Annotated in this window: 14 protein-coding genes; 8 read left to right on the top strand and 6 right to left on the bottom strand. The window is 59.4% G+C overall.

Annotated features, from left to right (window positions below):
• Window position 1: 1 nt before the first annotated feature.
• Both QMK51_RS21695 and QMK51_RS21690 read right to left on the bottom strand, forming a co-directional pair.
• Window positions 2-979, bottom strand: a complete 978-nt coding sequence (locus QMK51_RS21695; RefSeq protein WP_320391754.1) for a tripartite tricarboxylate transporter substrate binding protein — start codon at window positions 977-979, stop codon at window positions 2-4.
• Between the two features lie 39 nt (window positions 980-1,018).
• Window positions 1,019-2,311: an OprD family porin gene (locus QMK51_RS21690; protein WP_320391752.1), complete on the bottom strand. Its 1,293-nt coding sequence runs from the start codon at window positions 2,309-2,311 to the stop codon at window positions 1,019-1,021.
• A 221-nt stretch (window positions 2,312-2,532) separates the two neighbouring features.
• Between QMK51_RS21690 and QMK51_RS21685 the strand changes: the two genes are divergently transcribed.
• Window positions 2,533-3,204, top strand: a complete 672-nt coding sequence (locus tag QMK51_RS21685; RefSeq protein WP_007941432.1) for a response regulator — start codon at window positions 2,533-2,535, stop codon at window positions 3,202-3,204.
• On the top strand, window positions 3,197-4,585 hold the full coding sequence (locus QMK51_RS21680; protein WP_320391751.1) for a sensor histidine kinase: 1,389 nt from the start codon (window positions 3,197-3,199) through the stop codon (window positions 4,583-4,585). Before QMK51_RS21685 ends, QMK51_RS21680 begins: the two co-directional genes overlap by 8 nt.
• Before the next feature lie 174 nt (window positions 4,586-4,759).
• On the opposite strand, the gene QMK51_RS21675 is transcribed toward QMK51_RS21680, so the two are convergent.
• Together QMK51_RS21675 and QMK51_RS21670 are read right to left on the bottom strand one after the other, a co-directional pair.
• Window positions 4,760-5,581 (bottom strand): HDOD domain-containing protein, encoded by an 822-nt coding sequence (locus QMK51_RS21675; RefSeq protein WP_258697137.1) that lies wholly within the window; start codon window positions 5,579-5,581, stop codon window positions 4,760-4,762.
• Window positions 5,582-5,616: 35 nt separating this feature from the next.
• On the bottom strand, window positions 5,617-6,558 hold the full coding sequence (locus QMK51_RS21670; RefSeq protein ID WP_320391748.1) for a folate-binding protein YgfZ: 942 nt from the start codon (window positions 6,556-6,558) through the stop codon (window positions 5,617-5,619).
• 149 nt (window positions 6,559-6,707) lie between these two features.
• Here QMK51_RS21670 and QMK51_RS21665 point away from each other — a divergent pair, with 149 nt between their 5' ends.
• Both QMK51_RS21665 and QMK51_RS21660 read left to right on the top strand, forming a co-directional pair.
• Window positions 6,708-6,962, top strand: a complete 255-nt coding sequence (locus QMK51_RS21665) for a succinate dehydrogenase assembly factor 2 (protein WP_007898624.1) — start codon at window positions 6,708-6,710, stop codon at window positions 6,960-6,962.
• Window positions 6,946-7,398 carry a protein YgfX gene (locus QMK51_RS21660; protein ID WP_320391746.1) on the top strand — a complete coding sequence of 151 codons (453 nt, stop codon included), beginning with the start codon at window positions 6,946-6,948 and terminating at the stop codon, window positions 7,396-7,398. The genes QMK51_RS21665 and QMK51_RS21660 overlap by 17 nt, the downstream gene beginning before the upstream one ends.
• Here the strand turns inward: QMK51_RS21660 and nadB are convergent.
• Complete coding sequence (gene nadB / locus QMK51_RS21655; protein ID WP_258697134.1) at window positions 7,367-8,983, bottom strand: L-aspartate oxidase; 1,617 nt, start codon at window positions 8,981-8,983, stop codon at window positions 7,367-7,369. The two genes, QMK51_RS21660 and nadB, sit on opposite strands and share 32 nt — an antisense overlap.
• 557 nt (window positions 8,984-9,540) lie before the next feature.
• Here nadB and rpoE point away from each other — a divergent pair.
• The 3 genes from rpoE to QMK51_RS21640 are packed head-to-tail and all read left to right on the top strand — an operon-like array spanning window position 9,541 to window position 11,711.
• Window positions 9,541-10,122, top strand: a complete 582-nt coding sequence (rpoE, locus tag QMK51_RS21650) for an RNA polymerase sigma factor RpoE (RefSeq protein ID WP_003172477.1) — start codon at window positions 9,541-9,543, stop codon at window positions 10,120-10,122.
• A 30-nt stretch (window positions 10,123-10,152) separates the two neighbouring features.
• Window positions 10,153-10,740, top strand: a complete 588-nt coding sequence (locus QMK51_RS21645) for a sigma-E factor negative regulatory protein (RefSeq protein WP_258697133.1) — start codon at window positions 10,153-10,155, stop codon at window positions 10,738-10,740.
• A gap of 8 nt (window positions 10,741-10,748) precedes the next feature.
• On the top strand, window positions 10,749-11,711 hold the full coding sequence (locus tag QMK51_RS21640; protein WP_258697132.1) for a MucB/RseB C-terminal domain-containing protein: 963 nt from the start codon (window positions 10,749-10,751) through the stop codon (window positions 11,709-11,711).
• Window positions 11,712-11,716: 5 nt separating this feature from the next.
• On the opposite strand, the gene QMK51_RS21635 is transcribed toward QMK51_RS21640, so the two are convergent.
• Complete coding sequence (locus QMK51_RS21635) at window positions 11,717-11,923, bottom strand: hypothetical protein (RefSeq protein ID WP_320391743.1); 207 nt, start codon at window positions 11,921-11,923, stop codon at window positions 11,717-11,719.
• Window positions 11,924-11,957: 34 nt separating this feature from the next.
• Here QMK51_RS21635 and QMK51_RS21630 point away from each other — a divergent pair, with 34 nt between their 5' ends.
• Window positions 11,958-13,385, top strand: a complete 1,428-nt coding sequence (locus QMK51_RS21630) for a DegQ family serine endoprotease (RefSeq protein ID WP_258697131.1) — start codon at window positions 11,958-11,960, stop codon at window positions 13,383-13,385.
• Window positions 13,386-13,421: the final 36 nt, after the last annotated feature.

Below are 13,421 nucleotides of genomic sequence, written 5' to 3'. Positions count from 1 at the left end.
ATCACTGGATCAGGCCGAACTCTTTGGCCAGCACTTTGTAGTCCGCGACCTGTTTCTTCACGTAGGTGTCCAGCTCCGGGCCGGTCATGGCGAACGGGAACAGTTCACGCTGATCGCGCAGCTTGGCGAAATCCTCGGAGGCCAGCAGTTTGTCGAAGGCGTTTTTCCACCAGGCGTAGTCTTCGTCGCTGACTTTTGGCCCGAGGTAGAAACCGCGAACCACGGGCCAGACGATGTCGTAGCCTTGCTCTTTAGCGGTCGGAATGTCTTTCATTTCCGGCTCGTCCAGACGCTTCTCGGAGAACACCGCCAGCAGGCGCATGTCGCCGCTCAGGATGTGTGGCATGGAGTCGGAGATGTCGGTGCTGCCGACCTGAATGTGGCCGCCGAGCAGGGCGGTGGCAATTTCACCACCGCCTTCGAGAGCGACGTAACGCAGGTCGCGCGGGTTGATCCCGGCGGCTTTGGCGATCAGTGCGGTCTGCATCCAGTCCTGGCTGCCGACGGTGCCGCCGGAACCGATCACCACGGAGCTCGGATCTTTCTTCAGGGCTTTGACCAGATCGTCCAGGGTCTTGTAAGGCGAATCGCTTTTCACCGCGATGGCGCCATAACTGGTGCCAACGGCCGCCAGCCAGCGCACCGCGCTTTCATCGAAACGACCGAACTTGCCTTGGGCCAGGTTCAGCAACGAACCGCTGGACCACGCCACCAGCGTACCGGCATCGGCCGGTCGCTGGGCGACCACCGCGTTGTACGCCACCGCGCCGACACCGCCGGGCATGTAGGTCACGCGCATCGGTTTGGTCAGCAGTTTTTCGTTGACCAGCGCGCTTTGCGCCAGTTTGCAGGTGAGGTCGAAACCACCGCCCGGCGAGGCCGGGGCGATGCATTCCGGGCGTTTGGGTTCGGCCAGCAATTGGCCGGCGAACAGCATGATGCCGGTGGCCAAAGCAACTTTACGCAGTGATAGGTTCATTCAAGTCTCCTTAAGTGTTTTTGTTATGGACGTACTGAATTACCAAAGGGCAACGCTATAGCTCACCAGCAGACGCACTTCATCGGCATCGCGAGCGGAGTAGTTGGAGCGGTAGGTGGCATTGCGCAGGCGTACGGCGACATCCTTCAGGGCGCCGCTTTGTACGACGTATTTGATCTCGGTGTTGCGTTCCCACTCTTTGCCTTCGTCGCCGTTCTTGAGCTTGATGTTGTCGCCGCTCACGTAACGGCTCATGAAGCTCAGGCCGGGAATGCCGATTTTGGAGAAGTCATAGTCGTAACGTGCCTGCCAGGAGTGTTCTTCGGCACCGGCAAAGTCGTTGATCTGCACGAAGTTGACCAGGTACGGATCGCTGCCATCGACGTAGGGGAAGGCACTGTCGCCGGACATGTGCTGATAGCCGGCGCTGAGTTTATGCCCGTTCAAGGCGTAGCTCACCAGCCCGTTCAGGGATTTGTTGTCGATCTTGCCGCCTCGGGCCGCGCCCTCGTCGTCACTGATGGCCAATCGCAGGTCGGTGCCGAAAGTACCGGGGCCGAACGGTTGCGAGGCGACCACGCCAAGGAAGTGCTGGTTATAGACTTCATCGAGTTGGGCGAAGTGGTAGCTGCCGGTGATCTTGTCGGTGAATTTATAGTCCACACCGCCAAAGTCAAAATGCTTGCCGGCCACGGTGCCGGCGAAGCGGCTGTTCTTGTTGTTGAGGGCGATGTCCTCGAAGTCGGTGCTGTCGCGGTCCTTGGCTTTCTCCAGGCGCCCGCCGGTGAAGGTCAGGTTCTTGATTTCTTTGGAGGTCAGCAGGCCGCCTTCAAAGGTCTGCGGCAGAATGCGCCCGTCGTTGGGTTTGAGAATTGGCAGTTCCGGAATCAGGCTGCCGATTTTCAGTTCCGTGGCGGAGATCTTCACTTTACCGGTCAGGCCGAGCTTGGAATATTCATCCGCCGCGCGACCGTCGTCATGGGTCGGCAACAGGCCAGTGCCGGTGCGATCCGGACTCGAATCGAGTTTTACTCCCAGCATGCCCAGTGCATCGACACCGAACCCCACGGTGCCGTCGGTGTAACCCGATTGCAGGTTGAGCATGAACCCCTGGGCCCATTCGTCCCGCTTGGATTGCTGGGCGCTGGTGCCGTCGCGAAAGTCGCGGTTGAAATACATGTTGCGGGTTTCGAAGGTTGCCGTACTGTCTTCGAAGAAGGCAGCCTGGCTCAACGGCGAAAAGCCGGCGAGGGCGGCGGCACTGGCAAGGGCGGTCTGGCTGAGGCGGGAAAAACGAGCAGGTGGGCAAACCTGAAGCTGCATGGACAGCATGGTGACGTACTCCGTTTATTGTTCTTATTGGCGAAAACGCTTCGAGGCGTTTTTCGTATAGCGACGGCAGTCGAAACTGTCCGTGGCTGGACTCTAACCGGCCAACCTTTCGCTAACCTTTCAGCTGACTTTCACGGTTTTCGGGCTTCACAGCGACGGATGCGGCTGTAAACTCCGCGCCAAAGAATGGCGTCGACCATCCCTGAATGAGGTAAAGATCCATGCGTGTTCTGCTCGTCGAAGACCATCTGCAGCTTGCCGAAAGTGTCGCCCAGGCACTCAAGAGCACCGGGCTGACCGTGGATGTGCTGCACGACGGTGTGGCGGCCGACCTGGCCTTGAGCAGCGAGGAGTACGCCATGGCGATCCTCGATGTCGGCCTGCCGCGCATGGATGGCTTCGAAGTGCTGGCGCGTCTGCGGGCCCGGGGCAAGAACCTGCCGGTGCTGATGCTGACCGCCCGCAGCGACGTCAAGGATCGGGTCCATGGCCTGAACCTTGGGGCTGACGATTACCTGGCCAAACCCTTCGAACTGACCGAGCTCGAAGCCCGGGTCAAAGCCTTGCTGCGCCGCAGTGTGCTCGGCGGTGAACGCCAGCAGCGTTGTGGCGTGCTGGCCTATGACCTGGACACCCGGCGCTTCACCCTCGGCGAAGAATTGCTCACCCTGACTTCCCGCGAGCAGGCGGTGCTCGAAGCCCTGATCGCCCGTCCCGGTCGGGTGATGAGCAAGGAGCAACTGGCTGCCCAGGTCTTCGGCCTGGACGAGGAGGCCAGTCCCGATGCCATCGAAATCTATGTCCACCGTTTACGCAAGAAACTCGACGGCCAACCGGTGGCTATCGTGACCTTCCGCGGCCTTGGTTATTTGCTGGAAAGCCGCGATGCGTAAGCTCAGCAGTCTGCGTTGGCGGTTGCTGTGGAACCTCGCGCTGCTGCTGGTGGTGTTGATGCTGGCCAGTGGTTTGAGTGCGTACTGGAACGGTCGCGAAGCCGCCGACACCGCTTATGACCGGACCTTGCTGGCCTCGGCGCGAACCATCGCCGCCGGCCTGTCCCAGCGCGACGGCAGCCTCAGTGCCAACGTGCCTTATGTGGCCCTCGATACGTTCGCCTACGACAGCGCCGGGCGGATTTTTTACCTGGTCAACGACATCAATCAGAAGCTGATCTCGGGCTACGAAAACCTGCCGGCACCGCCGCCGGGAACGCCGCGCACCGATGACTATCCGGCGCTGGCGCGTTTCTACAACGCCACTTATCAAGGGCAGAACGTGCGAGTGGTCAGCCTGCTTAAAGCGGTCAGCGAGCCGAACATGAACGGCATGGCGGAAATCCGCGTGGCGGAAACCGATGAAGCGCGGGTCCGCATGGCTCGCAGCTTGATGGCCGACACATTGTTGCGGCTGGGCATGCTGGCGATCGGTGCGCTGCTGCTGGTGTGGTTTGCGGTCAGTGCGGCGCTGCGTCCGCTGGAACGCTTGCGCACGGCGGTGGAAGAGCGCCAGCCCGATGACTTGCGGCCTTTGCCGTTGGTGGAAGTGCAACATGAGTTGGGGCCGCTGGTGCGTGCGCTCAATCACTTTACCGAGCGTTTGCGCGGGCAGTTCGAGCGTCAGGCGCAGTTCATCGCCGATGCCGCCCATGAATTGCGTACTCCGTTGGCGGCGCTCAAGGCACGACTCGAACTGGGCTTGCGGTCGAACGAACCCGAAACCTGGCGCAGCACCCTGGAAACCGCCGCCCAGGGCACGGATCGCCTGACCCATCTGGCCAATCAATTGCTCTCGCTGGCACGGGTCGAGAATGGCGCCCGGGCAATCGCCGAGGGTGGTGCGCAGTTGCTCGACCTCAGTCAGTTGGCCCGTGAACTGGGCATGGCCATGGCGCCGCTGGCCCATGCACGTGGCGTGGCACTGGCGCTGGAAGCCGACGAGCCGGTATGGCTGCGCGGCGAGCCGACGCTGTTGAACGAACTGTTGAGCAATCTGGTGGACAACGCCCTGGCTCACACGCCGCCGGGCGGCAATGTGATCTTGCGGGTCACGGCACCGGCGGTGCTGGAAGTCGAGGACGATGGCCCGGGGATTCCCCTCGAAGAGCGGGATCGGGTGTTTGAGCGCTTTTACCGGCGCAACCAGCAGGTGGTCGGGTCGGGGCTGGGCCTGGCCATTGTCGGCGAGATCTGCCGCGCTCACCTGGCGCAGATCAGCCTGCACGATGGCGATCGGGCGGGGTTGAAGGTGCGGGTGAGTTTTATTGCGGGAGAGTGAACACAACCCTGTGGCACAGAGGCTTTTGTGGCGAGGGAGCTTGCTCCCTGGGCGGCGAAGCAGCCCCAAAACCATACAGCGCAGTATTTCAGTTAAACCCTATTTATCGGGTTTACGACTGCTGCGCAGCCGAGCGGGAGCAAGCTCCCTCGCCACAGTTGCTTGTGTTCACAATCAGTAAAACATCGACCGCGATTCTTCCAGATCCTTGCATATCGCCTCGTTCTCCAGATCGATCCCCAGTTTCTTGAGGGCCGGCACGCTGAACGGGTCGATACGGGCCAGTGGATGATCGGGGTCCTTGTGGCAATACAGACTGGCCACTTGCACCAGATCGACATAATCGACCCGCTCCGATTGCCGCTTGAAATCCAGATACAGCCCTGGCAGTTGCACCAGCATTTCCGGAAACTCCCAGACCCTGAGCAATTTATCGCCAAGCAGCGGATGAATGCGGTCGATCACATGGTTGAGGCTGACCGGATCCGCCAGCAATTCATAGTGATCTTCGGCGTAGGTCAGGATCGGCAGCACGCCAATCTGATGCACCAGGCCGCCAAGGGCTGCCTGATCAGGCTTGAGCTGCGTGTAGCTGCGGCACAACGCATAGCTGACGCCGGCGATTTCCAGGCTTTTGCGCCAGACCTCGCGCATTTTCTGTTCCACCACTTCGGAACGGGCATTGAAGATCTGTTCCATCACCAGACCGATGGCCAGGTTGCTGCTGTAGTTGACGCCCAGTCGGGTGATGGCCGTGTGCAGGTCAGTCACTTCCTGGGTCGCGCGCAGCAACGGACTATTGACCACTTTGATCAGTCGCGCCGACAGCGCGGTATCGCGGCCAATCACTTTGCTCAGGGTACTGACACTGATTTCCGGGTCTTCGGCGGCCTTGCGAATCTGCAGGGCCACTTCCGGTAATGTTGGCAGAACCAGGTCATCGTTATCGATGGCCTCAACCAAATCCTGTTGGACCTTATCCGCCAGCTCGCTCATTTCTTTTCTCTAGGGTATTGCGACAAGTGCTGCTGTTAACGCTGGATTTCACGATCACGATCCAGTTGGTAAGGCAGGTCGAGCAGTTGCAGGCCCGGACCTTCAAGTGCGCCAAGGTGCAGGTTGTCATCTTCTACGGCTTCGGCTTGGAGCACGGCCAGGAGCTCAATGTTTTGCCCGGCGCGGGCGGCCAGCACCACTTCACCGATCGAACTGCCATGAGTGGGGGAGAACAGTGGGGTGCCGGGTTCCGGCAATTCACCGGCCTCCAGTTGCAGGCGATACAGGCGACGCTTGAGTTTGCCCAGATACTGCATGCGCGCAACGATTTCCTGGCCGGTATAGCAACCCTTCTTGAAGCTCACGCCACCGACGGCTTGCAGATTGAGCATCTGCGGGATGAACAGCTCGCGGGTACTCGGCATGACTTGACCGATCCCGGCGCGGATCTGGCCCAGCAGCCATTGGTTCAGATCGCTTTCGGCTAACAGGGCGGACACCTTGCCCTTGACGGTGTCGGCTTGATCGGAGCCAACCCAGAGTTCTGCGCGCTCAGGCGAGACGCGAAGGGCGATCAGGCCGTCATTACGCACGACGCTGTCGGTGTCGGCCGGCAGCACCAGGCCCAGACTGGCCAGTGCTGCATCGCCATGCTCAAGACCAAAACGAACCCAGTGGGCACTTTCATCGGTCAGTTTCGATTTGGAGAACACCGCGTACTTTTTCAGGTCCGCCAGTTGCGGCTCCAGCAGTTCGCTGGCCATCGCCATCAGCACACCGTCGCCTTCCAGCAGAATCCGGAAACTCGACTGCATCCGGCCTTTCTGCGTGCAGCGCGCGCCAAGGCTGGCCTGGGTGTCGCTCAGGTAATTAAGGTTGCAAGTCAATTGGCCTTGCAGGAATTTGCTGGCATCCGCGCCGCGTACCGCGAGAACGCCTTCGTGAGACAGGGTGCAGAAAAAAGCAGAATCGGCCATGGGTCATCGCAGGGTAAAGAGTCCGAAGGACATCATAAGGGGGCGCCCATGAAATGGGTAGTTCACAAAGGATCGTCGGTGCCCGACCAAAGCCGACTGTTCGGCTCGCCTCGGGGCTGTATACTTGCGGCCTATTTGAGGAGCGCTCCATGGTCGAAGATGTTGAACTGAATCGCCTCTACTGGCACAGCCGCCGCGGCATGCTTGAGCTTGACGTGTTGCTGGTGCCGTTTGTGAAAGAGGTCTACCCGCACCTCAACGAGGTTGATCGCGCGTGCTACGTCAGGCTGCTCGAGTGCGAGGATCAGGACATGTTCGGCTGGTTCATGGAACGCGCCGAATCGGAAGATCCGGAGCTTCAGCGCATGGTTCGCATGATCCTGGATCGTGTCCAGCCCAAGTAACGCGTTCGAATACCGCTGGCATGCCTCACGGCAGTTGCTGGCGGTCTATCTTCTGGCCCAGCTGTTCGCGCTGGGTTCGCTGCTTCTTCTCTCTATACCACTCTGGGCCAGCCTGCTCGGCTTCGTACTGTGCGTGGCTCACGGTTTCCGGGCGCTGCCGCGACACATTCTTCTGACACACCCGCAGGCCTTTTGTGGCTTGCGTCGCGATGCCGATGGCTGGCAGTTGTGGAATCAGGCGATGGGTTGGCAACCCGTGCAGCTACGGCCGGACAGCCTGGCGTTGCCGCTGGTCGTGGTGCTGCGTTTTCGTCTGCGGGGCGAGCGACGGGTCAGGGCGATATGCGTGCCGCGGGACTCGCTGGCGGCGGATTTGCACCGACGCCTGCGGGTTCGGCTCAAGTTCAGTCGGCGTAGGTGGGCGGCACCAGAATAGTGTCCAGGGCGACCGGTAGCATGTTCGGGTAGTCGAGGGTGTAATGCAGGCCGCGACTTTCCTTGCGCTCCATGGCTGACTGGATCATCAGCTCGGCCACTTGGGCCAGGTTACGCAATTCGATCAAATCCCGACTGACCTTATAGTTGCTGTAGAACTCGTCGATTTCGTCCAGCAACAGACGCACCCGGTGCTGGGCTCGTTGCAAGCGCTTGTTGGTGCGCACGATGCCAACGTAGTCCCACATGAATCGCCGCAATTCGTCCCAGTTGTGCGCAATGATCACGTCTTCATCGGAATCGGTGACCTGGCTCGCATCCCACACGGGCAGGGCGGTCGGAATCGACACCTCTGGCAACTGCTCAAGAATGTCCGCTGCAGCCGAACGGGCGTAAACGAAGCATTCCAGCAGTGAGTTGCTGGCCATGCGGTTGGCACCGTGCAGGCCGGTGAAGCTGGTTTCGCCAATTGCATACAGGCCCGGCACGTCGGTGCGGCCCCGCTGATCGACCATCACGCCGCCGCAGGTGTAGTGCGCCGCGGGTACCACCGGGATCGGTTGTTTGGTGATATCGATGGAGAATTCCAGGCAGCGTTCATAGACCGTCGGGAAGTGCGTCTTGATGAAGTCTTCAGGCTTGTGACTGATGTCCAGGTAGACACAGTCGATACCCAGGCGCTTCATCTCATGGTCGATAGCACGGGCGACGATGTCCCGTGGTGCCAGCTCGGCTCGTGGGTCGAAGCGCGGCATGAAGCGTTCGCCATTGGGCAGTTTCAGGTGGCCGCCTTCGCCGCGTAGGGCTTCGGTGATCAGGAAACTCTTGGCTTGCGGATGATACAAGCAGGTCGGGTGGAACTGATTGAACTCCAGGTTTGCTACCCGGCAGCCCGAACGCCAGGCCATGGCGATGCCATCACCACAGGCGCCGTCGGGGTTGCTGGTATAGAGGTAGACCTTTGCCGCGCCGCCCGATGCAAGGATCACGAAGCGCGCGCCGTAGGTGTCGACTTCACCGGTTCCGCGGTTGAGCACATAAGCGCCGAGGCAACGGTCGCCTTCAAGGCCCAAGCGCTTTTCGGTGATCAGGTCGATGGCGACCCGCTGTTCCAGCAATTCGATGTTGGGACGCTGTTTGGCCTGGTCGAGCAGGGTTCTGAAGATCGCCGCGCCCGTCGCATCGGCGGCGTGGATGATGCGCCGATGACTGTGACCGCCTTCGCGGGTCAGGTGAAACTCGAAACCACCGTCTTCGGTGCCGGACTGTTCATCGCGGGTAAAGGGCACGCCTTGATCGATCAGCCATTGAATGGCCTCTCTGCTGTGTTCGACGGTAAAGCGCACGGCGTCTTCATGGCACAGACCGCCGCCGGCGTTGAGGGTGTCATCGACGTGGGATTCGACAGTATCGGTGTCATCCAGAACGGCGGCGACACCGCCCTGGGCCCAGAAAGTCGAGCCATTGGCGAGGTCGCCTTTGCTCAATACGGCGATGCGCAAATGACCGGGCAAGGTCAGCGCAAGGCTCAAGCCGGCAGCACCGCTGCCAATTACCAGAACATCGTGTTGAAACTGTTGGCTCATTTCAGGATTCCGCTCAAAGCGACCCGGGTCGGGGGTGGCGCAGGACAACTGGATCGGCAAGTCAATACAGCCACACAGCCCACTAGTATATAGAGGGGGGGAGCGGCACAATAGCCGAGCCCATATGGCATTGTGAAACTACTGTGACGGAAAAGACTGGACGCTTCGTCGGATGTTTTTTTGACCGCTTCGGCGACAAGGCGACTGTATCGCGGATTTAACAGTCTTTTTCTCTTCACGGTTGCACAATGTCGGTTCCGGGCAGCTATAAATATGGAACTTTTGCCAGCGGCCCAAGATCAATAGACGGTTGCCTGAAACAAGGGACAGTGTCGGCTTCGGTGCGGGACTTGCGGTTGGGTCCTAGCTGACGAATCCGATGACAAGATTATTCGCGCAGCCGGGTTATCCCGCGCTGCGCTTTTCGTGCGTGCCAAATCAGAGCCCGCAGGAAACTTGCTTGGAGGGGGAGAACTTTTGCGAAAAGCCCGAGTCTATGTTTGCAAGTCTGGTCGTTCAGTTATGCAAGCCTCCTCCGAGCTTATCGAGGAGTGTTCATGCTAACCCAGGAAGAGGATCAGCAGCTGGTCGAACGCGTTCAACGCGGCGACAAGCGAGCTTTCGATCTGCTAGTGCTGAAATACCAGCACAAAATTCTCGGGTTGATCGTGCGTTTCGTGCACGACACCCATGAAGCCCAGGATGTAGCACAGGAAGCCTTTATCAAGGCATACCGTGCACTTGGTAATTTTCGCGGAGACAGCGCGTTTTATACGTGGCTTTACCGCATCGCCATCAACACGGCGAAAAACTATCTGGTTTCACGCGGCCGTCGGCCGCCGGATAGCGATGTCAGTTCCGAGGATGCAGAGTTCTACGATGGCGATCATGGCCTCAAGGATCTCGAGTCGCCAGAACGTGCATTGCTGCGGGATGAGATCGAAGGCACTGTCCATCGAACCATTCAGCAACTGCCAGAAGATTTGCGTACGGCTTTAACTTTACGTGAATTCGATGGTCTGAGTTACGAGGACATTGCCAGCGTCATGCAGTGTCCGGTGGGTACCGTGCGCTCCCGGATTTTCCGCGCCCGGGAGGCCATCGATAAAGCCCTGCAGCCGTTGTTGCAGGAAAACTGAGACAGCGGCGACAGCCAAGAGAGGAACGCCATGAGTCGTGAAGCCCTGCAGGAATCGCTGTCCGCAGTGATGGATAACGAAGCGGACGAATTGGAATTGCGTCGGGTATTGAATGCCTTTGACGATGTTGAAACTCGCGAAACCTGGGCTCGTTACCAGATCGCTCGGGCAGTCATGCACAAGGACCTGCTGCTTCCTCGTCTGGACATCGCTGCGGCAGTCTCTGCTGCGCTGGCTGACGAAGCCGTACCGGCAAAAGCCTCTCGCGGTCCATGGCGCAGCCTGGGTCGTCTGGCAGTCGCTGCTTCGGTGACCATTGCTGTGCTGGCGGGTGTTCGTCTGTACAATCAGGACGAGATCGCTGGTGTCGAACTGGCTCAGCAATCCAGCCAGCCGGGTCTGGCCACTCCTCAGGTCAAGGGTCCCGCTGTATTGGCAGGCTACAATGAGAGTTCGGAAGCCACTGGCCCTATGGCCAACGGCGTATTGCAAGGTCAGCCAGGCTGGCACGATCAGCGTCTGCCAGGTTACTTGCGCCAACACGCTCAACAGGCTGCACTGAAAGGTACTGAGAGCGCTCTGCCTTACGCTCGAGCAGCAAGCCTGGAAAACCGTTAAGGAGGATCATGCGCGCCATACCTCTACTTGCGCTTCTGCTCAGTGGCTGGTTTGTTGTTCCAGCCCACGCCGATGAAGCCCAGGACTGGCTGAAGCGTCTGGGACAGGCCGAGCAAACGCAGAGCTTTCACGGTACTTTCGTCTACGAGCGTAACGGTAGTTTTTCTACCCATAACATCTGGCACCGCGTCCAGGATGGCAAAGTCCAAGAGCGTTTACTCCAGCTCGACGGCTCGGCTCAGGAAGTCGTGCGCATTGATGGGCATACTCAATGTGTCAGCGGCACCTTGATAGCAGGGCTGGGGGACTCACCCAACTCCGCCGCTCGTGCACTCGATCCACAAAAGCTGAAGAATTGGTATGACCTTGCCGTCATCGGCAAGTCGCGTGTGGCCGGGCGTGCGTCGGTGATCGTGTCGTTGACGCCTCGCGATCAGCACCGCTACGGTTTTGAGCTGCATCTGGACAAGGAAACCGGCTTGCCGTTGAAGTCATTGTTGCTCAATGACAAAGGGCAACTGCTGGAGCGATTCCAGTTCACCCGACTGGATACTGCCGAGGTACCTTCCGACAGCGATTTGCAGGCAGGTTCTGATTGCAAACCCATTACCCTCGACAGTGACAAGGCTTCCGCCGTCAAAACCGCGCAGGTCTGGCATTCGGACTGGTTGCCGCCAGGTTTCGAGCTGACCAGCAGTACCTCGCACAAGGACCCGGATACCAAAGTCCAGGTCAACAGTCTGATGTTCGACGACGGTCTGGCCCGATTCTCGGTGTTCCTTGAGCCGTTGAATGGCGCAACAGTCACCGACACACGTACCCAGCTGGGGCCGACAGTCGCTGTCTCCCGCCGCTTGACCACCCCGCAAGGCGAGATAATGGTGACCGTGGTCGGTGAAATACCGATTGGCACCGCCGAACGAATTGCGCTGTCCATGCGCAACGATGCCGCGGCTACCAGCAAGCAGTGAGCTGATCAGCGATGCTCATCAATCGGGGGCTGGATGGTGTGGGAGGTCGCAATGGCTGCCCCGTCGTTGATGCCTCGAAATGTTTTGCTGAGCATTTTCATTTGCAAATATCCCGAAAATTTTTTATAGGTCAGAGCCTCTCGGCTCTGGCCTTGTTTGTTGTTCCCGGAACAAAAATACCGGCGTATCGTTCCCGGTGTTCCTTGCTCCATATCGCTTAACCATGCTCGTCGTAACGGGAGCCGTATGTCGATACCACGCTTGAAGTCTTACCTCTCCATTTTTGCCACCGTGCTGGTGCTCGGTCAGGCGGTTGCTGCGCAAGCGGTCGAATTGCCTGACTTCACACAACTGGTCGAGCAGGCCTCGCCCGCGGTGGTGAACATCAGTACCACGCAGAAGCTGCCGGACCGCAAGGTGTCCAGCGAGCAAATGCCTGACCTTGAAGGCTTGCCGCCGATGCTGCGCGAGTTCTTCGAACGTGGCATGCCGCAGCCGCGCTCACCTCGTGGCGATCGCCAGCGTGAAGCGCAGTCCCTGGGTTCGGGGTTCATCATTTCGTCTGACGGCTACATCCTGACCAACAACCATGTGATCGCCGATGCCGACGAGATTCTCGTGCGCCTCGCCGATCGCAGTGAGTTGAAAGCCAAGCTGATCGGTACCGATCCGCGTTCCGACGTCGCCTTGCTGAAAATCGAAGGCAAGGACCTGCCGGTCCTGAAACTCGGTAAATCGCAGGACCTGAAAGCCGGTCAGTGGGTCGTGGCCATCGGCTCGCCGTTCGGCTTTGACCACACTGTGACTCAAGGCATCGTCAGCGCCATCGGTCGCAGCCTGCCGAACGAAAACTATGTGCCGTTCATCCAGACTGACGTGCCGATCAATCCGGGCAACTCCGGTGGTCCGCTGTTCAACCTGGCGGGTGAAGTGGTCGGCATCAACTCGCAGATCTACACCCGCTCTGGCGGCTTCATGGGCGTGTCGTTCGCGATCCCTATCGATGTGGCAATGGACGTTTCCAATCAGCTGAAAAGCGGCGGTAAGGTCAGCCGTGGCTGGTTGGGCGTCGTGATTCAGGAAGTGAACAAGGACCTGGCCGAGTCGTTCGGTCTCGAGAAACCGGCCGGTGCGCTGGTGGCTCAGATCCAGGATGACGGTCCGGCTGCCAAGGGTGGCCTGCAAGTGGGCGATGTGATCCTGAGCATGAACGGTCAACCGATCGTCATGTCCGCCGATCTGCCGCACTTGGTGGGGGCGCTGAAGGCAGGTTCGAAAGCCAATCTTGAAGTGATCCGCGAAGGCAAACGCAAGAATGTCGAGCTGACCGTCGGCGCTATCCCTGAAGAAGGCAAAGAGCTGGACGCCCTGCCTAAATCCAGCGTCGAGCGCAGCAGCAATCGCCTGGGTGTATCCGTGGTCGAGTTGACCGATGAGCAGAAGAAAACCTACGACCTGAAAGGCGGTGTGGTGATCAAGGAGGTCCAGGACGGTCCTGCTGCCCTGATCGGCTTGCAGCCGGGCGATGTGATCACTCACCTGAACAACCAGGCGATCGGCTCCGCCAAGGAGTTCACGGAGATTGCCAAGGCGCTGCCGAAAAACCGCTCGGTGTCGATGCGGGTTCTGCGTCAAGGTCGCGCCAGCTTCATCACCTTCAAACTGGCTGAATAAACCGGTTGTCGGCTGAATAAAAAACCGCCTCGAAGG

Source organism: Pseudomonas sp. P9_31, assembly GCF_034008235.1.
Taxonomy (GTDB): Bacteria; Pseudomonadota; Gammaproteobacteria; order Pseudomonadales; family Pseudomonadaceae; genus Aquipseudomonas.
The sequence above is the reverse complement of the archived record's forward strand: the minus strand, read 5'-3'. Positions and strand labels throughout refer to the sequence as shown.